At 37.2% G+C, this 26921-nt stretch carries 23 protein-coding genes and 1 other annotated feature; of the genes, 6 read left to right on the forward strand and 17 right to left on the reverse strand.

Annotation, left to right across the window (positions count from 1 at the left end):
* Positions 1–401: 401 nt before the first annotated feature.
* The 10 genes from FC19_RS01855 to FC19_RS01900 form a co-directional block, all read right to left on the reverse strand.
* The gene (locus FC19_RS01855) at positions 402–1505 is read right to left on the reverse strand and encodes a tyrosine-type recombinase/integrase (RefSeq protein ID WP_057875301.1); all 1104 of its coding nucleotides are present in this window, start codon (positions 1503–1505) and stop codon (positions 402–404) included.
* Positions 1506–1572: 67 nt separating this feature from the next.
* Positions 1573–1788, reverse strand: coding sequence for an excisionase family DNA-binding protein (locus FC19_RS01860; protein ID WP_057875302.1), 216 nt, complete (start codon positions 1786–1788; stop codon positions 1573–1575).
* On the reverse strand, positions 1766–3436 hold the full coding sequence (locus FC19_RS01865) for a DNA primase family protein (RefSeq protein WP_162261176.1): 1671 nt from the start codon (positions 3434–3436) through the stop codon (positions 1766–1768). The genes FC19_RS01860 and FC19_RS01865 overlap by 23 nt, the downstream gene beginning before the upstream one ends.
* Positions 3429–3890, reverse strand: coding sequence for a hypothetical protein (locus FC19_RS01870; RefSeq protein ID WP_157061235.1), 462 nt, complete (start codon positions 3888–3890; stop codon positions 3429–3431). The genes FC19_RS01865 and FC19_RS01870 overlap by 8 nt, the downstream gene beginning before the upstream one ends.
* 393 nt (positions 3891–4283) lie before the next feature.
* Positions 4284–4481 carry a hypothetical protein gene (locus FC19_RS01875; RefSeq protein ID WP_057875305.1) on the reverse strand — a complete coding sequence of 66 codons (198 nt, stop codon included), beginning with the start codon at positions 4479–4481 and terminating at the stop codon, positions 4284–4286.
* Positions 4482–4594: 113 nt separating this feature from the next.
* Complete coding sequence (locus FC19_RS01880; protein ID WP_057875306.1) at positions 4595–5338, reverse strand: hypothetical protein; 744 nt, start codon at positions 5336–5338, stop codon at positions 4595–4597.
* A 271-nt stretch (positions 5339–5609) separates the two neighbouring features.
* Positions 5610–6296 carry a 2,3-diphosphoglycerate-dependent phosphoglycerate mutase gene (locus tag FC19_RS01885; protein WP_034988528.1) on the reverse strand — a complete coding sequence of 229 codons (687 nt, stop codon included), beginning with the start codon at positions 6294–6296 and terminating at the stop codon, positions 5610–5612.
* 105 nt (positions 6297–6401) lie between these two features.
* Positions 6402–7583: a MalY/PatB family protein gene (locus FC19_RS01890; protein ID WP_057875580.1), complete on the reverse strand. Its 1182-nt coding sequence runs from the start codon at positions 7581–7583 to the stop codon at positions 6402–6404.
* On the reverse strand, positions 7583–8653 hold the full coding sequence (locus FC19_RS01895) for an AI-2E family transporter (protein WP_057875307.1): 1071 nt from the start codon (positions 8651–8653) through the stop codon (positions 7583–7585). Before FC19_RS01895 ends, FC19_RS01890 begins: the two co-directional genes overlap by 1 nt.
* Positions 8654–8889: 236 nt before the next feature.
* Positions 8890–10815: a fructose-bisphosphatase class III gene (locus FC19_RS01900; protein ID WP_057875308.1), complete on the reverse strand. Its 1926-nt coding sequence runs from the start codon at positions 10813–10815 to the stop codon at positions 8890–8892.
* A gap of 261 nt (positions 10816–11076) precedes the next feature.
* Here FC19_RS01900 and FC19_RS01905 point away from each other — a divergent pair, with 261 nt between their 5' ends.
* On the forward strand, positions 11077–11385 hold the full coding sequence (locus FC19_RS01905; RefSeq protein ID WP_057875309.1) for a hypothetical protein: 309 nt from the start codon (positions 11077–11079) through the stop codon (positions 11383–11385).
* Positions 11386–11754: 369 nt separating this feature from the next.
* Here the strand turns inward: FC19_RS01905 and FC19_RS01910 are convergent, their stop codons facing one another.
* The 3 genes from FC19_RS01910 to galE form a co-directional block, all read right to left on the reverse strand.
* The gene (locus tag FC19_RS01910; RefSeq protein WP_057875310.1) at positions 11755–13449 is read right to left on the reverse strand and encodes an oleate hydratase; all 1695 of its coding nucleotides are present in this window, start codon (positions 13447–13449) and stop codon (positions 11755–11757) included.
* Between the two features lie 186 nt (positions 13450–13635).
* Complete coding sequence (locus FC19_RS01915; protein ID WP_057875311.1) at positions 13636–14706, reverse strand: 2,3-butanediol dehydrogenase; 1071 nt, start codon at positions 14704–14706, stop codon at positions 13636–13638.
* Between the two features lie 473 nt (positions 14707–15179).
* Positions 15180–16175, reverse strand: coding sequence for a UDP-glucose 4-epimerase GalE (gene galE / locus FC19_RS01920; protein ID WP_057875312.1), 996 nt, complete (start codon positions 16173–16175; stop codon positions 15180–15182).
* 282 nt (positions 16176–16457) lie between these two features.
* On the opposite strand from galE, the gene FC19_RS01925 reads away from it, so the two are divergent.
* Positions 16458–17183 (forward strand): GntR family transcriptional regulator, encoded by a 726-nt coding sequence (locus FC19_RS01925; protein WP_057875313.1) that lies wholly within the window; start codon positions 16458–16460, stop codon positions 17181–17183.
* A gap of 83 nt (positions 17184–17266) precedes the next feature.
* On the opposite strand, the gene FC19_RS11985 is transcribed toward FC19_RS01925, so the two are convergent.
* Both FC19_RS11985 and FC19_RS01935 read right to left on the reverse strand, forming a co-directional pair.
* A complete protein-coding gene (locus FC19_RS11985) occupies positions 17267–17473 on the reverse strand; it encodes a 3-dehydroquinate synthase family protein (protein WP_083488289.1) in 207 nt (68 codons plus the stop codon).
* Between the two features lie 4 nt (positions 17474–17477).
* Positions 17478–17708 (reverse strand): hypothetical protein, encoded by a 231-nt coding sequence (locus FC19_RS01935; RefSeq protein WP_057875315.1) that lies wholly within the window; start codon positions 17706–17708, stop codon positions 17478–17480.
* Between the two features lie 392 nt (positions 17709–18100).
* Between FC19_RS01935 and FC19_RS01940 the strand changes: the two genes are divergently transcribed.
* Together FC19_RS01940 and FC19_RS01945 are read left to right on the forward strand one after the other, a co-directional pair.
* Positions 18101–20473: a phosphoketolase family protein gene (locus FC19_RS01940; protein ID WP_057875316.1), complete on the forward strand. Its 2373-nt coding sequence runs from the start codon at positions 18101–18103 to the stop codon at positions 20471–20473.
* A gap of 134 nt (positions 20474–20607) precedes the next feature.
* Positions 20608–20832 (forward strand) — a binding site (T-box leader).
* Positions 20833–20936: 104 nt separating this feature from the next.
* Positions 20937–22307 carry an amino acid permease gene (locus FC19_RS01945; RefSeq protein ID WP_083488291.1) on the forward strand — a complete coding sequence of 457 codons (1371 nt, stop codon included), beginning with the start codon at positions 20937–20939 and terminating at the stop codon, positions 22305–22307.
* Between the two features lie 123 nt (positions 22308–22430).
* On the opposite strand, the gene FC19_RS01950 is transcribed toward FC19_RS01945, so the two are convergent.
* Positions 22431–24200, reverse strand: coding sequence for an ABC1 kinase family protein (locus FC19_RS01950; protein WP_057875318.1), 1770 nt, complete (start codon positions 24198–24200; stop codon positions 22431–22433).
* 167 nt (positions 24201–24367) lie between these two features.
* Between FC19_RS01950 and FC19_RS01955 the strand changes: the two genes are divergently transcribed.
* On the forward strand, positions 24368–24964 hold the full coding sequence (locus FC19_RS01955) for a histidine phosphatase family protein (RefSeq protein WP_057875319.1): 597 nt from the start codon (positions 24368–24370) through the stop codon (positions 24962–24964).
* A gap of 160 nt (positions 24965–25124) precedes the next feature.
* Here the strand turns inward: FC19_RS01955 and FC19_RS01960 are convergent, their stop codons facing one another.
* Complete coding sequence (locus tag FC19_RS01960; RefSeq protein ID WP_057875320.1) at positions 25125–25973, reverse strand: hypothetical protein; 849 nt, start codon at positions 25971–25973, stop codon at positions 25125–25127.
* A gap of 150 nt (positions 25974–26123) precedes the next feature.
* On the opposite strand from FC19_RS01960, the gene FC19_RS01965 reads away from it, so the two are divergent.
* Positions 26124–26741: a DedA family protein gene (locus FC19_RS01965; RefSeq protein ID WP_057875321.1), complete on the forward strand. Its 618-nt coding sequence runs from the start codon at positions 26124–26126 to the stop codon at positions 26739–26741.
* Positions 26742–26921 lie beyond the last annotated feature (180 nt).

Raw genomic sequence — 26921 nt, forward strand, 5'->3', positions numbered from 1 at the left:
ACTCATTACTTGCTTTGCAGCCAATTTTCTATCATACAGATGAGTCGGAATTGTTAGTTGTGATCCTCGGTAATGCTCATATACCACTAGCATTGCATCAACACCTATTAACTCACTCAAGCCTTTGTAGAAAAACTGCAAAGCTTCTACATCAACTGGTTCTTTCATTACGTCTCCTTCTCGTTTTTATCATTTTTATTTTTTACCATTTACCTCCCTTACTTTAAATTTTAAGCAACTTACTATACTTCCGCTATCTAACTATGACTGTACATTTAGTCTTGCAGAAAGCCTTTTACTTGTATTGCTACATTAACTTGCATTCCTCCTTACACAAAAAAGAGCCCATGGCTATATTTCCATGAACTCCAAAACATAATATATACTTGAGCTTTCTATTATTACTCCAACATATCCAGCATTGTTCTTCTTTTATTAAGCCCTTTATCAGGTGTCAATCCCAAATAATACGTTGCCGTAATTTTAGGACTTGAATGTCCTAATAATCGCGAAACCTGCACTATGTCTGCTCCCTTTTCAAGAAGTAGAGAGGCTATTGTGTGCCGAACTGTGTGGATTGAATAATTACCGACAATTTTGAGTTTCTTTTGTAGCCCTTGGTAACAAGCATTGATTGATGCAGGCTGTAAAAAACGTCCATCGAATGTTTGAAAAAATAATTTCCCATTACTACCATCTGGAGTCGTATGTCCCAAGTAACGCCAATTTTTCATCTTCTGCAATACCTTACTCTGAACCGGTAATTTTCTGACTGAGTTTGGAGTCTTGGTTTCTCCCACAGTCTTAGTTATCGTCTTCCATGATTGATTGATCAAAATACTATTATTTTTAAAATCGACGTTTTCAACTGATAAGCCCAACGCCTCACCAACACGAATACCCGTAAAAATAATCAACAAAACCACCAAACGATTACAATCTTTCTCATGGTAATCATAATTTAGCAAGTAATTTTTTATCTTTTTAAAGTCTGATTCGGGCATTACTTTTTCATCAATCGATTTCTGACGAAATCTGTCAGTTGGAACTGTAATATCTTCCATTGGATTTTTATGAATGTCTCCCATTCTAACAGCTGCTCTAAACATTACTTTCAAATGACTGACATCTTTTCTAACTGTCTCATGCGCATACCGTTGGCTAAGCAGGGTTATAGCTGATTGTATTATTCGCCTGTTAATTTCGTACATCTTTATTCTGGGCAAAACAAGTTGCACATGATTTATAGTAGTTTTATAAGTATGCAGCGTCTCTTCACTAATGTTATTCTTTTCAAACTTGAGCCAATATTTTAAATAAGCACTGATTAATAGTCGCCTTCGAAACAGTTTACCATTTGAGTTATGCTTCAGCGTTTGCTCAGCAATGAAAGCAAGGGCTTCAGTCTTTGTTTTGAACCGTCTATTAATACGAACTCTATTGCATCCGCTTCCCTTACTGAATGAAGCTTCATAACCTTTATTTAACTTTTTTACATTGCTCATGATTTAATCATCCATCCTCTTCTAAAAAAGCAAGGGACATTCGCCCTTGCTTTTACATATGCATAGTTCATTGATACTGTGGCCAATCTTTAGCACGGCTATCCAAATATTCAAAAAACTGTTTTTGGGGCAGTCTTACCTGCTTAGATCGGCCAACAAAGAGTCTTGGAACTTCAGGATCCTGCAGCCACATTTCAATTGTTTCCCGCTTAACGTTCAACAATCTAGCCGTCTGAGGAATCGATAGTAGTTGCAACTTCTTATTTTGTATTTTTTGTTTCAAAAACATCATCTCCTATCCCAGCATTCTCAGCAACCTTCTTCAAAGCAAGGTCGCGTACAATTGACGTTCCTGATTTGCCTTTGACTAATGGCCTTTTGAATTGCAACACAAATTCGTTTGAAAAAGCTTTCCAAAATGCGTTAGCAGCTGTATACGCCCCCACAGAAACATTGTGTTCTGTTGACCATTCTATAAAACAATCATGTACCTCTTTACTCATCATTTTGTTGCCCGACTTTAAAACAATGCTATCTTTGATAAAAGTAGCTAGTGGATTAGCCCTTGCTAAGATTTTATCCTTGGTCTCCTCCATGACGACGCTCTTGGAAAATTTGTAGTTGTTACTGATCAATCTTCGTAAACCCATTAGAGACCAACTTAAAATCCCGGGCAGTTCTTTTTCGAGCTTTTTTTCTAAAATTGGATCTTGCTCATCTTTGCTAAATTTTCGAGTCATGGGTAAAACAAATAGCCTGCGAGCAAGTCCGTAACTGCTGTCTTTAAAGATCGGTGCATCATTCATCACAAACACCAACTTACTATCGAGATGTACAGCAATCTCTTTTAAATTTTTGCGATTTACGCTAATTTCGTCTCCTGAAGTTATAGCTTTTAATTTCGCGGTGTTAGGAATCTCAGCAAGATTCTCAGTCGCTAAGTTCATTTTTTTATTTAACATTGGTTGCAGTGCAAATGGCGCGCCTAAGTTTTCAAATGGAACCGCAGAAGTGTTCTCAACGCCTATCATTTTTGACCAAACTGAAGTTAAACAAGACTTCCCATTAGCTCCTTCACCCACGATAACCAAAAATGCATTGGCACGCTGATTTCCAACTAGCAAATAACCCATGAACTCCTGCACAAAAGTTATTAATTCTTGATCACTTTGAAAAATTTCGTTTAAAAATTTGTCAAAGTTTGGTGTACTTGCATATGCATCATATAGTACATTGGTGCGGAGAGTTACAAAATGGCTAGAATCGTGGTCAACAATTTGTCCATCTACAAAACGCACATCTTTATCAGAAAAAGCAAAATATTCGGAATCAAAAAGGCTGCTTGTTACATGTTGGGCTGATCGACGTAAGAAAGCAATCACTTGATTTTCAATCTGAGTGCTAGAAAACTCATCACCAAAAGAAAAGTAAGTAAGATAATTGAAAATAATCAACCGCAGCATTTCGAGGTCATTTGTATAGCATCCCTGCTCGAAATTGTATATAAAGAGTTCATGCTCAAGCCCTTCATCCTTAACTATCAAGCGAACACGTCTGTCAATAAATGCCGAAAAATAATCCGTATTTAAGACTAAACCTCCATTGCATTGCCCGCGAAAACCAGCACTTTGTTTGAGGAATAGCTTTAATTTCTCGAAAACATTATGGGCCGAGGTCGTTTCCAGCTGCTTGTTACTATCAACATAACCGTTTGTGTCGATCTTCAGCATAGTTTTTAGTGCTTTTTTTTCAACACCAAAAGTAGAAATGGCGTCATTTATTGTTTTGGAGTCCATTCTTTTCAATGAAACCACCAAGGAAAGATCAAGCTGCTGAACATAAGAAAATGTATTCTGAGATTTTTGAGAATCATAAAGTACGAAGGAGGTCATAATATCACTCTGCAATACCTTGTTTGTGCAACTACTCATCAACACCATCTCTTTGCTCCTCTTTATTACCCAGGTTAATTCTGCCTTCGCTATCAAGCAAGATTATATCCTTGAGATTACGAAAACTTACTGCATTATTTGTTACATAGTTTTGAATGGTGAAAATACACCATCTATTCACTAACATATTGAGGTCAATTACCATGGCATGAGAATCATCTGTCACACCAATCTGTTCAAAAAGACTACTATAAATCATCACTTGATTGTACCTGTTTTTGGTATCAACAGTGATTATCTCTGTTTCTTTTTTACGATTACTAGTCATAAAAATTAATTCTTGATTCTGAGACATCACAATATTTTTAACAAACATTATTTTGTGTTCAAAAGGATCTGAGTCCATATTTCCATACCGAGCAACTATTTCTGGGTTTTTAGTCATTATAAGTTCCTGCTTTCTTATGATAGTTTTTTCAACTGATGGCGCCATCAAGTTGTTTAACGTAATAACATCAACATATGAGCTGCTGAACTTTATTACAACTAATACTATAGAAAAGCCGTGTGTAATTATCTATCCGTTTCAAAAAAAATTTTTTGTCTTTTTTTAACACCAAGAAAGGCCAGATCATTTTGCATGATTTGACCTTTCTTGAGTATAATTTTCAATTGAACGCACTTATGTGTAAGGCATTAATAATCAACCCACACAGTTAATGATTCTTTAACCCTGCAAAAATTTAAAATTAGTATATCTTTCGTAATAGCTGAACTTCGTTCATCCAAATGAGCGTATTGATACTTTGCTTGTTGTTATACTGAGTCTACATTCCTGAATCAATCTATGCATCAAGCCAATAATTGTAACCAAATTTTAAATATACTATTTGTTTTTACGTACCTCTTTAACATATTTTTCAGACACATTATTATATTCTTTAGCCTTTCTTATATAATAGAGCAATTTTTCATACTGTCGATTTTCAATAATTTTTCTTAATTTGTATTCAAACTTAAGCACAACATCTTCGTTTAGAATTTTCTTATTTTCGTCCAATGTTTTTTTTAACTTATTCAACATTGCTTCTGCTTCTACTAGTTCCGCATTAATAATTGCTTCTTTTCCTGAACCATCTACAATTGGAAAAACCGCTTCAAAAATTATTCTTTTTAAATTTTCGACATTAAAATTATTTATGAAATCAAAAAAACTCTTGTATCATTTCTCAGATCGTTCTTCACTGCAGGATGCCTGTCTATTCCGAGAAAACTCTCATTTAAAGACCATGTCTCTGTCACATTGTTTACTGTATTATTTTTTGCAAGTTCACACAACTCACAGAAAATAATTAAACGTAGAACAAATTGTTCTTTATTCTCTATTAATGGCTTTGTTTTTGCCTGTATTCCACTGCCGTTCAATATAAGTTTACTCAGCTTACTCTCGTTTTCAAAAGATTTTACTTTTTTCATTTTCAAAATATAGGTTGTTCCAAACAATGCTATGCCTCTGCTAATTATCCTAAAATTATTGTTGTCAACATTGTTCTTAACAGCCTCACTCAACTCTAGCATGTTTATTTCAAATTCCAAGTCTCCAGACGATGAATAATTATTTTCTATGTATGGACATTCATCTCTCAAATTTTCTAAAAATGCTTTACCAGTAAAAATTTTTTTGTTGTATAGAAATAAAATTATTGCGGCTACGCATTCTTTGTTCACTATGTCTTTTGCTTTAGGATTTTCCAAAAAATTTTTTGCCAATTCTTTTTCAGTCAGGCCCATATTTTCAACAAAATATTCGGAGCGTAAACAATAGAGTAACGTTCTTTTTACTTCAGTATCTGTTGATCTACCTAGAAAATTATCTACATTTTTAGGCTTTTTTTTACTAATATTTGCAGGAACAACTTTCAAAATTTTTTCTAATAGCATTGGCTTTCCCCCATTTTACGATTACTGATTAAATTAATTATACCAGAAATTGGGTAAGGGATAGCAGGGGCACTTGGGTAGCCTTTTACATTCATTTTAAACTTTAGCTATATTCGTCAAAAAAATGCCACCCCAATCTTAGTATTTGTCATAAACTGACATTCTCAAGTTAGCTTATGGCATAAAAAACAACAAAAAAATAACATACAAAAATAAGGTCCAGCTCCCTCTAAAAGGGACTGGGCCTTATTTATTATCACTCTATTTAAGCTTAAAGTTTTTCTTTTTTAACAACGTTCAACTTGTCATCCAAATCATAAACAACTGGTTGACCTGTTGCCATTTCAACACCCATGATATCTTCATCTGAGATACCTTCGATGTATTTTGTGAGGGCACGAAGTGAGTTACCATGTGCTGCGATGATAACATTCTTGCCATCTAATAATGTAGGAGCGATTTTGTCTTCCCAGAATGGGATAACACGTTCCAATGTAACTTTCAAGTTTTCGCCACCAGGAATAGCACGTGGATCTAAATCTGCATAACGACGATCTTGTGCTGCAGAACCTTCATCATCAGCACTCAATAATGGAGGAAGGACGTCGTATGAACGACGCCAGATATGAACTTGTTCTTCACCGTATTTTTCAGCAGCTTTGGCCTTGTTCTTACCTTGCAATGCGCCATAATGACGTTCATTCAAGCGCCATGTTTTTTCTTCTGGAACCCATAATTGACCTGATTCTTCTAAAGCGAAGTGCAAAGTCTTGATAGCACGAGTCAAAACTGATGTATAAGCTTGATCAAATTCAATTCCTGCTTCTTTAAGTTTGCGGCCTGCTTCTTTAGCTTCTTTTTCACCTTGTTCACTTAAGTTAACATCTACCCAACCAGTGAAAAGGTTCTTTAAGTTCCATTCACTTTGTCCGTGACGAATAAATACTAATTTTGTCATAACTAGCGAAAACCTCTTTCATTTTTGATTTGATTACAACTCACATTTTACACTGAAAAACTAAAAATTCATAGTGCAAACGCTATTCAATCGTGAAAATAATCATTAGCCCTGTATGTTCTCCAGCAAAGCAGCCGTTGCCGCCTTGATATTAGCTGGCGTTGTCGCCAAATTAACTCGGATAAAGCCCTTTCCGGTTTTACCGAACATCGTACCGAAATCAACCGCCAAATGTGCTTTCTTCTTAAGAATATATTCTAAATGCTCTGGTTCGATAACTGCAGAAAGATCGATCCAGGCAAGGTATGTTCCCTCAAGATCATAAACAACTGCTTCAGGACAATGAGTACGCAAACTTTTCTTCAGATATCCATAGTTGCTTCTGACAACCTGCAGAAGTCCTTCCAACCATTCAGCCCCATTTGTATAGGCAGCTTCAGCCGCGATCTTCCCAATAATGCTGCCGGCAGGAGCCGCCAACTGTGACATATAGTGATCATACCGCTCACGCACTTGCGGATTAGGTATCACCACATGACTGTTCTGTAAAGCTGCTAAGTTAAATGTTTTTGATGCAGAATCAACCATCACTGTATTATCACGATAAAGGCCATCCTTGATCGCCAATACTGATGTGAAGGGTTTTTCGCCAACAATCAAGTCATGATGAATCTCATCAGAAATAAAAAGCACTTTTTCTTGCCGACATAGTTCAAGCAGCGCCTCCAACTCTTCTTTGTCCCAGACGCGTCCGACCGGATTATGTGGAGAACAATTGATAAAAAGCTTCACATGATTTTCTTCGATTTTGTTCTTAATGTCTTCCAGATCCATTTTATAGCTGGTTCCATCTTGCTTAAGGTTTGATATTACCATCCGACGATCGTTCTGTTTGATCACATTCATAAATGGATAATATACCGGCTGCAAAATCATAACCGCATCATCTGGTTGTGTCAGAATGTTAACTAAAGTACTCAAAGATTGGACAACACCAGTACTGAATCTGAGCCACTCATGCTGAATCTCTGTCCCATAGCGTTCACTTTGCCATTTGCAATAAGCTTCATAGTAATTATCCGGCGTCTTCGAATAACCATAAACACCATGTTCGATTCTTTTCTTCAATGCTTCTGTTACTTCTTCTGGAACCTTAAATTCTGTGTCTGCAACCCATAACGGCAGCAGATCATTCGTTCCAAACAATTCATCCATTCCATCCCACTTAACAGAATCTGTATTGTGGCGGTCCACCGCATAACGTCTTACAAAGTCCTCAACACTTATCAATTCTTTCCATCCTCTCTCAATTCGCGTCTTTTTTTTAAATTCAATGTGCGTTTTTTGTTACTTCTGATTGGTTTTACACCTAATATGTCCAGTAAAAAGGTAAAGATCGGAATCCCTACAATCAAGCCCCACATGCCAAAAAAATGCTCGGAAACAAACAAAACCGCAAAAGTATAGAAAATAGGCAGTTCGGTTTTATTAGACATCAGTTTAGGATTCAACACATAAGATTCAATTGAATGAATAACAAGCAGCATAATAAGAATGTAGGCAACATAATTTATACCACCCACCGAATATCCAATAAAACTCATCGGAATTGCTGAAATAATCACACCAGCAACCGGAATCAAGCTCATCAGGAAAATGAGTAGTGAGAGACTGAACAGCTGTGGCATGTTCAGCACAGCTAGACAGATCGTTGTCAGTGTCGTATTAACAATTGCAATGATAAATTGTGTTTCAAGTACGATTCCAAATGTATTGACAAATTTCTCAGCAAAAAAGTAAATATCCTGAAAGAACCATGCGAAAGGTCCCTTTAAAAAACCTTTTGAAAAATGATACATTTCTTTTTTTTCAAGTGTGAAGAAGAAACTCAGTATCAATGAAACCACGAAAGTGAAACCCATCGAGCCAATGCTGGTTAAATACTTAAAAATCAGTGTTACTCCATTTTTCATCTGCGCTGTAATCTCTGAGCTGCTAATATAATCATTGAGATACTTCATCACCGTATTCGTATCACTCGTTGGATTCTGATAAAAATTAATTACATACTTCGCCATCGCTTCTGTCTGTGTAAATAATTTAGGCAGGTAAATAGTCACTGCAAAATAAAGCAGGCTGATAATTAGCAGGTAGACTCCAATTATAATCAGGCGTGATGGGATTTTAACATGCTTTTGTATGATCTTATTAAGACTGAGCACCAAAAACGTAAAAATAAATGTCAGTAGTATAAGGCTTAACATGCTTTTCATCAAATACAGCACCAAAATAATGATAAGCAGAACAATGGTCCTGCGCAGTTTAACATTTTTCAAAAATTTTTCCCATAAACCCAATAACATCACTCCTCATAATCATTGTTGCTTCTGACCTTAATTGTACATAAACTAGAACCAAAAATCTGCTTTTAGGAGAACAAAAAATAATTTTTACAAATTCGCTTATTTTGAACACACTAAAAAGGCAGGATCACGACAAAAAATAATATTTTGTCGTAGATCCAGCCCTTGTTTAGATTCGCCTTCAATTAACCCTTGTTATCTATTAGATATTTGACTTTGGCAAAATGCCTTTAACTTTGTTTATAGTCAGCAAGCATATTTCTCAAAATTTGCAATTTTTCTTTTATTTCACGGCCTGTATCAGTATCAGCAACTGTCTGTCTTTTCAATTCTTGATTTACAACTCTTCTTGTTGAAAGGATGTCGCGCCCGTTTTTGATTGCATCTTCTTTTGATGTAAAAGGATGATGCGTTACCAACTGCAAACCATATGAGTTATATAAAAGCGTGTAACCACCAATACCAGTAGTTGGCTGATAAGCTTTTGAATATCCTCCATCAATCACTATCATTTTTTTATTAGCCATGATCGGTTGACTGCCTTTTTTGACCGGTGTATGTCCATTGATAACGTGTCCTTCATCAGCATTTAAGCCAAATTCGTTCAATAATTTGCGGCAAAACCACTCTTCCTTGCGCAAATTATAATATGCGTTCTTCTTCTCAACGTGTATATCTTCATCTTCAATAAAGTAACGTGCAAAAGTTGTCATCGCATGTTTGCCAAACAGCGGTGACAATGGTCCTTGCCACAAATACCACACCATATCTGTAGCCAGATCATCGTTTTTCTGAGGCTCACTATACGCTTTACGCAACTGTTTTTCAAAGAAATCCAGCAAACCTTTGCCTTGGTATTTTTTACCATCAAATTCAAAAAGTTGGAACGAACCATCTTTTTGAACCGGTATACAACCGTGAAAAAGAAGATTGCCGTTGTAGCACTTATACATGCTCCCTTTATCCATCATAAAATTCAAATGTTTGCGTAATTTAGCTGCATTTTCGAAAGAGTCAAGCAATGACCGTGTGACTTTTTCCTCTTCCGCGGTTAACTTATACGGATCCTTAGGATCAATCGTTGAAAAGCAATCACATGTCAACGGATATGTCTTGTCTCCAATCTTAATCGTGCCGTTCTCATAGTTGATTTTATCGAGCAAGACAATGTTGTTCATTTTAAATTCTGGATGCCGTTGACAGATCTGTCCTTCTAGTTTGAATTGAATCATTGCAACAGCTTGATGAATCTGAGTTATTTGTTTCCGCTCATCAGCACTTATGACCTCGCTGTCCTCAATTGTCTTCGGCCTAAAAGCTTTTATATCAGTGTAATTCTGTTCTGCAAACATTGATAGGTGCCGCAAGTTGATTCCGTACGCATCCTCAATAATTGAAAGATTGTTATAGCGGGCACAGATCCGTAATAAGTTCATGATACACAAAGCTGAGCCAGAAACAGCCCCAAGCCAAATAATATCATGATTTCCCCACTGAATGTCGACAGAATGATACTTCATTAATGTGTCCATAATTTTATCTGGGGCCGGACCACGATCGTAAATATCTCCTATCACATGCAGATGATCAACGACAAGGCGTTGAATGGTGTAACAAGTCACCGTAATAAATTCGTCAGCTTGATGAAGTGCTACCAAATTATGCAGAATCTGATTATAGTAGTTACGTTTATCCAATTCTTGCTGATCGTTATACAAAAGCTCTTCTGTTATATAAACATAATTAGGATCCATTGCCTTTCGAACTTTGGAGCGTGTATATTTAGTAGCTGTAATTTTTAAGACTTCAACCAAGCGCGCAATCGTATTCAGATACCATTGATCCAATTCATCTTGAGTCGCAACATTTTTCTTGCGATAAGCCAGCTTATCCTCAGGATAGTAGATCAACGTTGCAAATTCCTGAATATTTCTGGGAGTCAAACGGCCGCCAAAGTTCTCATTTATTTTCTGCTTCACATTACCGGAGCCATTCCTTAGAGTGTGATCAAACGCGTTATATTCGCCATGAACATCACTCACGAAATGCTCTGTGGCTTTTGGAAGATTTAAAATTGCCTCTAAGTTAGTGATTTCGGTGACAACATCCTGTTTTGCAGGAAACTTTTCACGCAACAATTCTTGTGTATACGACATTTTGTATTCTCCTTAGCCTCTTATCTCAGATGTTATTGTTAACGATAACATGCAGTTAGTATATTCCATAATATACACCATATTAGCATAAATACCAATAGTATTTTAAGCTCCTCAAAAAGCTTATTAAAGCTTAAATAAACGTACAAATAATTAGCAATACCAATTTAGAATCTGCCAGCAATTAAGTTGCAAAAAATCATTTTTAATGATAAGGTAGACCCATCGAATGTAAGGGGATTCATAAGGAGGAATTTTTAAATGGTAAACACAAAAATTGAAAGAACAGAGGCCCGTGCAGCTAAAGATACAGAATGGCGTTTATTAAATGAGGAAAGTGGTCATTTTTTGGATGTTGTCTTTTCAAAAGAACTTGAAAATGATATGAAAAATAGTCGGAATTTTTCCTTTAGCCGTTTCGAATCCGAGCAGCTCAACTATCTTCGTCCCCTAGTTGAAACATTGGATAGTAACTATCAACTCATTATCGATAAAAAAGTAATCGGTTCTGATTTCTTGCCGATTTCGCCTAAAGATGCAGAACATTTGCTAAAAAAAGTCAGTGTTTAAATTGAGTTTGCATGCTGAAAAACTGAATGGTTTCAGGCACTAGCACCAACTTACAACTATGAATTAACACCAGTCACGCACACTGCCCCGTTAGATGGGAAAATGACTTTTAAAACAAGAACTTTAAATTTTGCCAAGAGCAGACTACGTTATAAGTTCATAAACTAAAAAGAGTAGATCGTCGAAAAACCAAAGCGATTTTCGACAATCTACTCTTTTTTTAGTATACACTTTCTCTCCTTCTCAACGTCAAAGAGAAAGTGTTCTAGGAACCGACCATTATTTAGAGACTTAAGTACAAAAATGGTCAAGCATTAAGATGGGGCCATGCTCCTTCAGCATTATTTGCCCACTTACACTCATCTTTCCTTAAGAAAACATCTTTTTAGTTGCCTTGGCTAATGTCACAGGATCCTTATCATATCGCGGTGTTTTAACTAACTTGTCCATTGAGACCCCCGCAAAATGAAAAGCTGCAATTTCACCTGAACGAACTGCGCTTTGCTCGGTAAAGATCATTTGATATGGTTGTTCAACAAATTCGCCTGTAAATGCCAAATTCGTTGAATGTACTGGAATAACCTCGGGTCGGTCAGCTTTTGCCCGATTATTGAATAAAGCCGATGCATATGGCATGTAAACAGGGATGCAATTGATAACACTATTTAGAATCGCTTCTTTTTTATCCATAATATTAAGTGGACCCGGATCAACTTTTGCAAGTTGACCGATTAACTCTAAAATCATTTCTTTACCATTCATTTTGATATATTGCTTATCAACAAATTCGCCTTTCCGACGCGGGTACAGGAAGTAGCCCCAAATAACAGTTTCGTTCGATTTTTGTGTTGTAAAATGCGGTTGATGATGAACCACAATCGACATGTTAACGTCTTTGTGTCCTAATGGAGTAATAGGCATAGTTGAAATAAACGAATTCAATGCATTCCCTGGTAATTGTGTGGTAATTCGTGTAATTTCATTCAACAACAAATGATTTTTTGTCGTCAGTGTGAAACTCACCCACTCACTGGCATTCCGATCGGCAAAAAACTTGTCTGGATTGCCTAAATTATAAAAATGCTCAGTTGCTTTCTTCCAAAGACTCGCTGCTGCACCATAATCAGCGTTTTCAACAGCGGGTTGCGTATAATCGCCTAATGTTGCAGAGTCCGTGATTGAGCCATTGGTAAAAAAGACAGCTGTTTGGTCATCGACCTCAACACTCTCTTCTTCCCCAGTCAGAGTATTCTGCATCTTTAATCCTGTCACTGTTATTTCATCCTGCATCGCTGTCTCTTTAAACTTCCAATCAGTGACACGCCTATTCAAAATTAATTTACATCCTTGTTCCTTAAGGTAATTTATCAGTGGCAACATTATACTCTCATACTGATTATACCGTGTCCGATTAACCCCTACCAAGTGTTCGATCTGCGTAAACTCGTAGATCATTTGATGCATATAACGCCGCAATTCCTGCGCAGAACTCTGTGTTCTAAATGCAAAAGTTGTTTCCCACATGAACCAAAAGTTCGTTGTAAAGATATGTGGATCATTCTCAAAATAGTCTGCAATAGAAACATTATCAAGCTCTTCTTCTTTGGAGTCAGGCATCATAATAAGCTTGGTCAGCAAGTAACGATCCTTATTATTCAACCCTAGTTTCCCAGCATCAAGTATTCCCTTTTTGCCTTCAAGCAAACGAGCTTTATCAAAAGTCTGGTGACGTGCATCAAAATCTCGTGTGTCCTCCGCAGCAGTCATTCCTACTTCTGTGGCAGAAGGTATTCTTCCGAGGAGATCCATTAAATCCACATATGTGCGATAGTTGAGCATCCGTCCGCCACGTGCAACATAGCCTCTCTGATTCTCTAACGGATGGTTTTTATTCCAATATTCGTCCGTCATAGCTGCCGTTTCTGCACCATCATTAGAACCATGGTCATCTAACGAGTAAAAAGTAATTTGCGTTCCCTTCCAGTGTCCTTCTTGAATTAAATAAACTGCTGCTGCCATGTTAGCTAAACCTGCACCAATCATAATAGCTTTGTCTTTAATCATAATGCCCCTCCTTTTTGTCATCGCTTTCAAGAAACATTATAATCTCATAGACATAATTAATCCACGAATAAGATGTTAATTATTTTTAACGGAAAAAAGCTCATCGATGCGCCACTTTCTGGCTGACATCTATGAACTTTTAAAAAAAATATTTAACTGATTTGCTTCAGCCTAATTACGCTTATTTTACATCTCTGGTGAAACTAAGATTTTGACCTGCTCCTTGTCCACCGCTAATGTTTTGATACCTTCTTGCACAACGTTATCTAAACTTATTTTTTTCGTAATGATCTTTTCAAAAAGCTCTTGATGATTCTTCAACATCCCTAAAACAGATGTGAAAGAATTATTGTAGGCCAAAGTTGTCACAATTCTAATTCCGTTCATAATTAAGTCATTTGTTAAATCGATTGTGACTGGTCTACCGAAAAGCGCAACAATCTGGAAAGTTCCATTTCTTCTGGTTAGTTTTAGACCAGAATCAAATGTAGCTTGCACTCCAGCTGCTTCAAACGTAACATCAACACCATTAGGACAACTTTTTCTAACTTCTTCAACAACATCAACTTTTAACGGATTCAATGTTTTCGTAATCCCCAGTTCCTTTGCCTTAGCCAATCGAGACTTCGAAACATCAATAATGTAAACATTGTCAGCTCCAGCTATTTTTGCAAGCAGGGCCGTCAGTAGGCCAATTGGTCCAGCTCCCAAAACAGCAACATTCTGTCCTTCACGCAGGCCGCTTCGCTTAATTGCTTCAAAAACAACAGCGGTCGGTTCAGCCAGTGCTCCTAACTCATAACTCATCCCAGCTGGCATCTTATGCGCAAAAATTTCTTTCACATTGGCATATTCCGCAAAACCACCATCATCTGAAAAACCGAGAAAATTTCCAGCACCATCAGGAGCAAACACTCTATTGCAGAAATTGTAATCACCTCTTCGGCAATTGTCACACTTCCCACATGCAATTAACGGTTCTACCGCAACCGCATCACCTTTTTCCAAAGTTGTTACTCCAGCACCTACTTTAACCACTTCTCCAGAAAATTCGTGGCCTAAAATTATAGGTAAAGTTCTTTCAGTAAGCGGATGTGGTTCAGTTGGCAATCCCCAAGCTTCTAAATACGCATGCAGATCACTCCCGCAAATACCGCAATACTTGACCTTAATCTGAACTTGCCCCTCCTCTGGATCTGCTATCGGAACATCTTCAAGCCTAACATCTTTTTTACCATATATCCTTGCAGCTTTCATCAATATCATCCTCCCTAGTTGCAGTGATGCACTAAAGTGGACTATATAATTTGCTTGATTTGTCGTCACTTTTTAAATCAACCATAAAATATTTGATGTCGCAAATCTTACAGGCAAATACGTATAGGGCATTAGTGGAATCGCTTTCTTTTTTAACACCTTAAATTCTAGCTCTTTTGACGCTTTATTTCAACCCTAATAATAATATTTCAAATACTAACATTTGAAATAACTAATTAAAAAGTTTGTTAATAAGCTGATTTTAATACATTCTAAAATAATAAGCTAAATTTTTATATCGAATATACATCTGCTTTTTTTCTTAAAACAATGATGCAGTTCAAAAGAATGTTAAGTTTGTTACGATATTAATTAAAGACTAGACAAAAAAACATTGAAAAATCACCATTAGGCAATACTTCAATGTTTTAGAAAATCAATCAAAAAATGATCATAATTCTGTTCTTTAATTTTTAACGATCTGCAAACCCATTTGGATGGGTTCGATGCCATTTCCAAGCTGTCTCAATGATTTTATGAATATCATCAAATTCAGGTTTCCATCCCAAGATCTTACGTGCTTTATCCGAAGCAGCGATCAATGTATCTGGATCTCCACCTCTTCTTGGTGCCATTACTGTCGGAATGGGTTTCCCTGTGACTTCACGTGCAGCTTTCAAAATTTCCATATTTGAAAAACCAGTTGAGGATCCCAAATTGAAAGCATCACTATCATTACCTTGGCGCAAATAATTCATTGCTAGGATATGAGCATCAGCTAAATCAAAAGGATGAACATAATCGCGCACGTTAGTTCCATCAGGCGTATTATAATCATCACCAAAGATTTGAAGTTGGTCACGTGTCCCTGCAGCGACTTGCAATACAATCGGCAACAAATGTGTTTCAGGATTGTGATCTTCTCCAATACTACCATCTGGTTTCGCGCCAGCAACATTAAAGTAACGCAATGCTACAAATTTTATTCCATTAGCAAGATCCGTCCAATGCATGATCTTTTCCATTGCCAACTTGCTTTCACCATAAGGATTGATTGGTTTTTGCGGATCTGTTTCTTTAATAGGCATCGTTTCAGGAATACCATATGTTGCGGCAGTTGAGGAAAAGACAATACGTTTAACTCCGACTTCATTCATAACTTCTAATAAATTAATCATCCCAGCCGTGTTATTATCAAAATATTTTAGCGGTTTCTTCATCGATTCTGCAACAAGAGAAAAAGCTGCAAAATGAATTACCGCATCAACTGCAGGATTCTCAGCAAAGACTTTTCGCATGAATGGTTTATCGGCAATATCGCCTTGATAGAACTTTGCTTTATCATTAACAGCTGCTCGATGCCCTGTGACCAAGCTATCGACAACGACAACCTCATCACCTTTTTCAACTAAACGATCAACTGTGTGAGAACCAATATAACCGGCTCCACCTAAAACTAAAACTGCCATTAGGCATTTCCTCCTTGGAGCGTGCACATTTTTTGAGGTAACTCATGCACGTTTGCTTTTATTTAATAAGAAGCAATTGTTTACGGAGTACATTCATAATTAGATTCTTAACTAATGCTTATGAATCTACCCGATAACATTTTACCAGTTATTCATACCCTTTTGTCAAATTAAACAAAAATTTAAAAATATTTCAATACAACCGCTGAAACGAAGAGCACTTGTCGTTTATTGTTTCTTGTGGTTAACTAGAGATTAGAAATTGATATAAGGGGTAAAATTATGGCTGAGCTGGTCTACAAACAAATCATCACTGATCTGAAGCAAAAAATTTTCGCAGGAGATTATCCTGAACTAAAGTTGCCGGACGAACGAACTTTAAGTTCACTCTACAGTGTCAGCCGGAGCACTATCAAAAGAGCCTTGGACCGGATGGCCAGTGACGGCATCATCTTTAAAAAACGTGGTGCTGGAACGTTTATTAATCCCTTATATTTAAAAAATGAATCTGTTTTTAATTATGAAGAAAGCTCCAATCTGGGCGTAACCGACAATTTTAAAATGGACGGGCAAAAACCGCGCATTAAAGTTCTCTCCTTTGAAGTCATCAAACCCACAGATGAATTACAACGCGATCTTTTCTTAAAAAGTGATGACTTTGTCTATAAAATTGTTCGCCTGCGCTTATTCGAAGAACACCCTTTTATGATTGAAACTGGCTACATTCCAATCAAGATTATCCCTGAATTATCACACGATATCATTCAAGGATCGATTTTCAACTATGTTCAAAAAGAACACCATCAAGCTGTTAGCAAGTCATTCCTCTCAGTTTTTGCAGAACCTTCTACTGCAAGAGATCAACGCTTGCTTAACCTTTCAGAAAAAGAACCAACAGGCATTATGGAAGGAATCTTTTTTTTAGATAACGGAACACCGTTTGAATTTTCACATATGCGTTTTCATTACAAATACTTAAAATTTAACAGTTTTGTATCAGTTAACTAATACTTTATTTTTAGCTTCCTACGTGTTTTTTTCAACTGTATTTTTTTTTTGCAGTTGCTACCAACTGCTTCGATGCTAGAAAACTAGAAATCGAGCACGGGATCAAGCCGCTCTCTTATCTCAGCTATTTTGAGCGTGTAAAAAAACCTGTTGCTCGATTTTTTTACATATACTAATGTATGACCAAAATTTAGCAGTTTGAGCACACCTTTCTCCTTCTCATCACGTAATACGACTCCTGCTTTAAAAGCTATGCTGGCACGGATCAAACTTTCAGCTTGCTCGATAATATCTTCAGGTCAATTCACTTTCTGAACAACATTCCAAAAACTTCCAGCGACAATAATTACCAGCCATATTTTTACCTGCATTTAAGTTGATTGCCGGTTTGCCTCCAATTCCTCTGACGGCAATGAAAAAGCTCTCATGGTCTGCACAATGAGAGCGCGCACATTCCGAATTACCTTGGACCTTACCTCCCTTAACAGAGACAGAAACATCCAGCTGTAATTTAGAAAAAGCCACATAGTGCTTAGTAATTACATCATGTGACTTTTAATAATATTCAACATGCAAAAATTACTGAATAAACCAGTAATAATAAAATCGATTTGACTGTTTAGCCAATAATTTTTGCATAATTAGATTCTCCTAAAAAATGATTAGAAACAAGTTGTTATCAATGATAACACCGATTTTACATATAGATGTCAAGCCTTTGTTAGTTTTTACTTTTATCGTGAAAAGCATTAGAAATTCTCTTCATCTAGGCAGCTTAAAACCTTACTATAAATCTTTTTAAAATTGGAACGGTCCAATGCTCGAAAAAGTTGACTTTAGTCACAAATCCATTATTATTATAGATGAATAATAAGTTGATTTTTCGCAAGTTGAATTTTAAATAAAGGAGCTTTTTTATGACTTCAGAAGACTACTCATCTCCACAATATTTAGACAAACTCGATGCTTATTGGCGAGCTGCTAATTATATTTCAGTCGGTCAATTATACCTCAAAGACAATCCATTATTAAAACGTCCATTAGAAGCAAAAGATGTTAAGGTTAAACCGATCGGGCACTGGGGAACTATTGCCGGTCAAAACTTCATCTATGCCCATTTAAATCGTATTATCAATAAGTACGATTTAAATATGTTTTATGTTGAAGGCCCTGGTCACGGTGGTCAAGTTATGGTTTCAAATTCTTATCTTGATGGCAGTTACACAGAAATATACTCTGACATAACACAAGATGAAACTGGTATGAAAAAGCTCTTTAAACGTTTCTCTTTCCCAGGCGGAGTTGCTTCACATGCCGCTCCAGAAACACCTGGATCTATCCATGAAGGCGGTGAGTTAGGCTATTCAATCTCACACGCAACTGGTGCAATATTTGATAATCCAGACTTGATTGCTGCTGCAGTCGTCGGTGATGGTGAAGCTGAAACCGGTCCATTGGCAACTTCATGGCAATCTAATAAATTCATTAATCCAATCAACGATGGTGCACTTTTACCTATCCTTGACTTAAACGGCTTTAAAATCTCAAATCCAACAATTCTCTCACGCCAAAGTAATGAAGAATTGCAAAAATATTTTGAAGGTCTTGGCTGGCATCCAATTATTGTCGAAGGTAACGATCCGGCTAAAGTTCATCCTATGATGGCTAAAGCAATGGACGAAGCAGTCGAAGAAATTAAAGCTATTCAAAAAAATGCGCGTGAAAATAATGATCCTACTTTGCCGACATGGCCAATGATCATCTTCCGCGCCCCTAAAGGCTGGACTGGTCCAAAATATTGGGACAATGAACCGATTGAAGGTTCCTTCCGTGCCCATCAGATTCCGATTCCAGTTGATCAAAACGACATGCAGCATGCCGACGCATTAGTAGAATGGTTAAAAAGTTATCGACCTGAAGAGCTCTTTAATGAAGATGGCAGCTTAAAAGCTGAACTTGCTGCACTCACTCCTAAGGGTGACAAACGTATGGCTGCTAATCCACATACCAACCCAGGAAAACTAATCAAAGATCTGATTTTACCAGACTATCGTGACTATACCGTTGATAATTCCGCAAGAGGCAAGGTAATTGCACAAGATATGACTGTTTTAGGTAAATATCTACGTGACGTTTTTGAAGAGAATGCTCAGAACAGCAACTTCCGCTTGTTTGGCCCGGATGAAACAATGTCAAACCGCCTTGCACCTATTTTTGAAGCAACTAAACGTCAATGGCTCGAAAATATTAAAGAACCAAATGATGAATTTCTAGCCCCCGAGGGTCGTGTAATTGACTCGCAGCTCTCTGAACATCAGGCCGAGGGCTGGCTTGAAGGTTATGTTTTAACTGGCCGTCATGGAATCTTCGCCAGCTATGAAGCTTTCTTGCGCGTTGTTGATTCAATGTTGACACAGCATTTCAAGTGGTTGCGCAAAGCTACTGATCAATCTTGGCGCAGTGATATTCCTTCCTTGAATGTCGTAGCAACATCGACTGTTTTCCAACAGGATCACAATGGATACACCCATCAAGATCCTGGTATTCTCGGACATTTAGCTGACAAAAAGCCTGAATTCATCCGTGAATATCTGCCAGCAGATGCTAATTCCTTGTTAGCTGTATTTGACAAAGTTTTAAATGATCGTCAAAAAATTAATTTGATTGTTTCTTCCAAACACCCGCGTCCACAATTTTATTCAGCTGCTGAAGCTAAAGAATTAGTTGATCGCGGACTTAAGGTAATTGATTGGGCTTCAACAGATCAAAATGTGGAACCAGATGTTATCTTTGCTGCCGCCGGAACGGAACCTAATCTAGAAACATTAGCTGCCATTTCAATTCTGCATGAAAAAATACCAGAATTGAAGATTCGTTTTATTAACATTGTTGATCTTTTGAAACTGCGCAGCCAAAAAGTGGACGGACGTGGTCTAAGTGATGCTGAATTTGATGCTTACTTTACAAAAGATAAACCTGTCATCTTTGCCTTCCATGGTTATGAAGGTCTGATCAGAGATATTTTCTTTGACCGTCATAATCACAACCTTCACATCCACGGTTATCGTGAAAATGGTGATATTACAACACCATTTGATATGCGTGTGCTTAATCAGATGGATCGTTTCGATCTTGTTAAATCAGCTATTTTAAGCCTGCCAAACGCTGATAAGTACGCTCAGATCGTTGCAGAGATGAATAGTACGATCGAAAAGCATCATCAATTTATACGTGATGAAGGAACCGACCTGCCTGAGGTTGAGAATTGGGAATGGAAAGGCTTAAAATAATAGAGTTTAATATTTCGTTGAATTCTAATTAAATAAAGCTTTTAGCGGAATTGACTTCGACTTACCTCCTGAAATTATACTAAAAAAATTAATGTTTCAGGTTGCATTATCAAGATTAATAATTTACAATAACATGGTAAACAATGAGAGGGACATATATCTTAATAAGCGCTTTTTTGCAGAGAAACTGTGGTCGGTGAAAACAGTTAAAAGTATTTTTTTGATAGACTACCCTTGAGTAGTGATACGAGTAAACTTTTTAGTTGAATGTATTACCGGACATGTCCGTTATCTGAGTCAAAGTGTAATTAATTTTGTTAATTAAAAATGGGTGGTACCGCGCTAAGAGCGCCCCTAAGATATTAAATATATCTGGGGACGCTCTTTTCTTTTAGCTTCAGCCTTTTGAATACTTTCTCTCAAATAATCTGGCTGTTTAACTGTAAATATGAAGGAGATCAAGATGGAAAACAAAGAACATTTAAAAAGAGACCTGTCGTCTCGACAAATGCAGATGATTGCACTCGGTGGAACGATCGGGGTTGGGCTCTTCATGGGATCTTCTGCCACCATCAAATGGACAGGCCCTTCTGTCCTCTTGGCTTATGGCTTGGCAGGTTTGGTTTTATATATCGTCATGCGTGCTTTAGGAGAAATGCTTTACGTTGATCCTTCGACCGGTTCGTTTGCAAAATATGCAACCGAATATATTCATCCGCTCGCTGGTTACCTGACTGCTTGGAGCAATATCTTTCAATATCTTGTAGTCGGTATCAGTGAAGTAATTGCAGTTGGCCAGTATTTAAATTATTGGTGGCCAGGACTTCCAGGCTGGATATCCGGTTCCGTGATCGTAATTACACTCTGCATTGCTAATTTAGTTTCAGTCAAAGCTTATGGAGAACTAGAATTCTGGTTTGCATTGATCAAAGTTGTCACCATTATTTTTATGCTGGTTCTGGGAGCTTTAGTTATTTTGCTTGGCTTTGGAAATAATTGGCAACCACTAGGTTTTTCCAACCTCTGGTCTCACGGTGGATTCTTCACAGGTGGATTTAAAGGCTTCATTTTTGCTCTTTCAATCGTAATTGCATCTTACCAAGGAATAGAAGTTATTGGAATTACCGCTGGCGAAGCAAAAGATCCTCAAGTTACTGTGGTCAAGTCTATTAGATCAATTGTAGCGCGTATCCTCCTTTTCTATATCGGTTCCATCTTTGTAATTGTCACAATTTATCCTTGGAATCAACTAGATCAAGTTGGGTCACCCTTTGTCGAAACCTTTTCGCGTGTTGGAATTACTGCTGCTGCAGGTATCATCAACTTTGTTCTTGTTACTGCTGCGATGTCTGGATGCAATTCGGGGATCTTTAGTTCTAGCCGTATGCTTTATACGCTAGGCCTTAAAAAAGAAATTTCAGACAAATTCGTTAAACTCTCTAAACACGGCGTTCCTAAATTGCCAGTCATTGCAATTTCTGTCGGTATATTTATTGGTATGATTGCTAACGAACTTCTACCATATTTCGTTAAAGGGAGCTCCAACATTTTTGTTTTAGTTTACAGTTCAAGTGTCCTGCCGGGGATGGTTCCTTGGTTCATTATTCTTTTTAGTCAAATAAAATTCAGGAAAGCACACGCAGCTGAAATGGCAGATCATCCATTTAAATTGCCGCTTTATCCTTTGAGTAATTATTTTGCCATCGTTGCCTTACTGGTAACTTTAAGTTTTATGTTCCTCAATCCTGAAACACGCATTCCTGTTATTATTGGGTTTATCTTTTTGATGATTGTCTCATTAGTATTTGTTTTTACACAACATAAAAGAAGCTAAAATACTTTTTAACCATGCATAACAAAAAGCGGCCGAGCCAAAATTAACATTTTTGACTCAGCCGCTTTTTATTGTCTTTTGATTTCTTTTAAAAAAATTTCCATATTTCCACATGATTGGCAATTATCTTTTTTCACGTCTTTTTTTTCGCCAGTCCTTATAACGCTTATTCAGATCGTTGATTATCATTAAAACAACCACAAACAAAGTTATTCCATATCCCCAGACCCCTAAGTTATAGACAATCGGGTGTGCTGAACTTGCTTGAACCAACAGGGAAGAACCAACGATGGTCGCCGCTAAAATTATAGCAGTCACAACTTTATTCAGCATATGCTCAATTCTTTTCAGTAGTACTTCCTGATCCTTATAGTTGAACCGAACTTGTGCCCTTCCTTGCGTCAACACATCTAAAAACTTGTTTATTTTAACGGGAATCTGCGGTGTTGCTACAAAAGCTCGCCAAAAATTTACCGCACTATCTTCAGCCGCATTTTGCAAATTAAACCTTTTTAGCAGATATTCTTTGGCAAACGGCCGAGCCACATCAAGCATTGAAATTTCTGGATCAAGCTGCACCACTAATCCTTCTATTAGTCCGAAAGCTTTAACTAGAAGAGTTACCTCAGACTTAATACGCAGATTATTATTGCGGCACAATTGCATTATGCGATAAAGCAGTTCTGGAAAATTGATGCTACCTAAACTATTTTGAAAGTAGGGTGCTAAAAATACTGTTAACTGTGAATAAAAATCTTCTTCGTCTACTTCACCAGCACGATCACAAATTGCCAGCAAAGTCTGCCCAATATCACGCATATCTTTTGAATTAATCGCAATAATAACATTCGCGATTCCATCAGCCATATTAGGTGACAAGCGACCCATCATCCCAAAATCCAGATACGTCAAACGATATGGAGGAAGATTTCTAATTTTGCTAACAGTAACGTTGGCACCACCAAATCTTTTTGAAAAATGATGTTCCAACTCCTCTGACTGATTATTATTCTTTTCTATGCGTGTAAATAAAATATTTCCCGGATGTGGATCAGCATGAAAAAAATGATCCGTAAAGACCTGTTTAATAAAATTCTTTATTAATGACTCAGCTAAAAAATGTCGTTCGTCTTGTCGTTTTTGATCAAGCTGAGCTTCATCTTGTACCTGTGGCTCATCAACTATTTTTTTTATGCTTTCTCCTGCCATGTACTCCGAAACCAGCATACCTTGAACGGATAGTTCCGAATAAAATTTAGGTGAACGAATTATTCCTTGATCATTGTTCAGGCGATAAAATTCATTTCCATTTTTAGCCTCGATTTTGGTATCAATTTCGTCTAATAAAGCCCTTTTAATTTCGAATAATGTTTTGCGAATATCAACTACACTCGCTTCAGGGGCAAATTTCAAAATAGTAAGTGCTTGTTCAAAGAGTGCCAGATCCGTTTCAACTATTTCCTTAACATTTTCATGCTGAACTTTGACAGCAACCTGAGTCCCATCTCGAAGTTTTGCCAAATGTGTCTGCCCAATTGATGCCGACGCGAACGGCTGCGGTGAAAAGCTCTTGAAGAGTTCATTCACTGTGTGCCCTGTTTGTTTTTTTATCGTTTTTTCTACAGCAGAAAATTCATCAACCATCACATTATCTTGCAGCTGCTTGAACTCCTCAACAAATTCAGGTGAAACAAGATCTGACCGCGTCGAAAGCATCTGACCAATCTTAATAAAAGTCACACCAAGTTCTTCAAATGCAACTCTCACCCTATGAGGGTTTCTCTGTCTAACAAAATTAAACAAAACATCATACTTCCTGAAAACTGAAATAATTTCTAATAATCGGGCGTGGCGTTCCTTCTTAGAAACAACATCAATTTTTTTCTCTGTCATTTGCACACCTGCTTTTTCAAGTCCAATTTACTTTACGATAACATTTTTAAGTTAAAAAGGCACCCTAGATTCATTGAACGCAAAAAAAGTACTGATCTTTTTTGCATTTTACCGTAAAAATGTATATGATTTGAATAACAATATTCAATTACTATTAGGAGGTCATGATGACTACTTTATACATCGTACGTCACGGTCAAAGTGAAGCAAATAAAGCAGGGATTCTGCAAGGAAATAAAATTGATACACCCTTAACTGCGAAGGGCCGTAGCCAAGCGGATGCAGTCTATCAGCAGCTGCAAAAACTAGATTTCGATAAAGTATATGCCAGCCCTCTGCTTCGAGCAGCGCAAACGGCACATATCATTGCCAACAATGCGACCACTGTCTACGACTCGCGTTTAAAAGAATATGATTACGGCGAATGGGACGGCCTTTTGGTGGAAGATGTTCACCAAAAGTATGCGCGCTTTTTTAATAGCCAGCATAACCTCCTGCCTGGTTCCGATAAAATATCTCATGGTGAAACTTTTGAAGAAGTGACTCAACGCCTAGAAGAGTTCTTCTCAGAACTTGTTGTTAAGCATGCAGACGAGAAACTGCTGATTGTAAGCCACGGCTTTACGATCAAATTAATGTTGAATGCCATTCTTGGTATCAAAAATTTAGTCAATTTAAACGAACCTTCAAACGCTGGGGTAACCAAAATTGAGTTGACGCCCGAAACTAGGACATTATTATATTTCAATCAGGAATTTTCCTAATTACGTATCGCGTTAAGCACCATAATAACTGCTAGAAACCAGCCCTAAAATATTATTACAAACCAAAAGGAAGAATTCTCGGACAAAATATCAATTTTGCCGTAAAATTCTTCCTTTTTATTTATACCCATTTATTCGTATATTCATAAACTACTTCAGATTACTTAAATTCCTGAGCAACTTCTTTGACTGTCATTTGATGATTTCGTGCTCTTTGAATTACCTCTTTAACATCACGGTCTTTAAATGCTGATACATCAATCCCCTGACTAGCTATATCGCGCCGTGCCTTTTTTATCTGTGCTTTCGTTATTGGACTATCATCATTGTCATCGTCTTGAGCAGCAGGTACTTCTGCCTGCGTCGGATCATTATTCGAATCAGATGGTAAAATTGACCTTGAAGTACTTGAACTGCTCGTAGCTGATGCTGTTCGATATCCTAAACCTGCAAGAATATGATTATTGTATGCTTCAAGTTTTCGAGCTTTTTTATAAATTTCAGCGTAATAGCTTTCGTCTATATTTCCATACCCTAAAATAGTTGCCAATTTCAAATTTGATGCCGTGTATTCGTAATTACTCGATAGAACGCGCGCTTTTTTATAGTTCTTCTGGAAGATTTTTAGCTCGCGCGCAACTTCTTCAAGTTCAGTCTTTTTTACAGAGGCCCGCCGCACTAAAATCGGTGAACCATTTTCGACTCCCGCAGTCTCATCAAACGCATCTCTTGCCGCATCATACTTTCCATCTTTCGATAATCGAAGACCTTTTTTATATTTTTGAATTTGTTTGACGTAAACACTAGCTATATCATTGTTTGCCTTTTTCTTCTGTGCGTTTCGAAAATGATTTTCTGCAGCTGTATACTTCCCTGCTTTAAGCGCACTTTCTCCTTGTTGAAAGGATTCACGATAATATTGTGCTGTTTCAATATGTTTAGTATAGCCATATCCGACAAAAATAATTGCTATCACAAATGCCGCAATGAGCCACATCCACCTTCTCAATTTTCGCACCTCCTCGTATAAATAACTAGCTATTTCAGTATAACATTTTTTTAAAATAACACTAAGGGTTCACAACTTTCTTTCATTATATTTGACCCGCCCAATCAAAAAAAGTTACAATTATTAAAATTTGTTTTTAGGGAGAGTTGTATGAACACATCTGTTTTAATTGACGTTATAAACCAATATGGTTATCTGGGAATTGCCTTTTTGATTGCAATCGAGAATATTTTCCCACCGATTCCATCTGAAGTAATTTTAGCTTTCACTGGTTTCATCACACTCTCTAGTAAGTTGAGTGTCTGGGGAAGCATCCTCGCTGCAACAATCGGTGCTATTATTGGTGCTGCTGTTTTGTATGCTGTTGGACGTTTTTTATCCGTTGGCCGGCTTCAAAAAATCCTTTCTGGGCGCTGGGGTAAAATACTCCGCCTAAAACCTGCAGATATCGAAAAAGCGGCTGCCTTTTTCAATCGCCATGGAGGCGCAGCTGTTTTCTTTGGACGTTTTGTTCCAGTCATCCGCAGCCTAATATCAATTCCAGCGGGGATGACTGGATACCCATTCGGACGTTTTATTGTTTTTTCAACTGCCGGTACATTGATATGGAACACTGTCTTGATTTTTGTTGGTCGTTTATCTGGACAGGCATGGCCACATATTGTTGCGCTTATCGAAACTTACGGTAAGGTCGCACTTATAGTACTTCTTATCATCATGCTTGTTTGTTTCCTTGTTTGGCGTAGAAAAAAGAACACTAAAAGTTAATTTTTCCAGCTTTATTAGAGTTTAAACTCTAAATGTGCAGAGAAGAAGGTTTATCAAAAGCTGGTACTATTGGCACATCAATACAATATCGCAAATAGCACAAAGTGGCTGGGTCAAAATATAGCTTACGGGGCATCGATACTCCTCAAAGTCTATATCTTGATCCAGCCATTTATCTTA

The organism is Liquorilactobacillus aquaticus DSM 21051 (assembly GCF_001436755.1).
Classification (GTDB): domain Bacteria; phylum Bacillota; class Bacilli; order Lactobacillales; family Lactobacillaceae; genus Liquorilactobacillus; species Liquorilactobacillus aquaticus.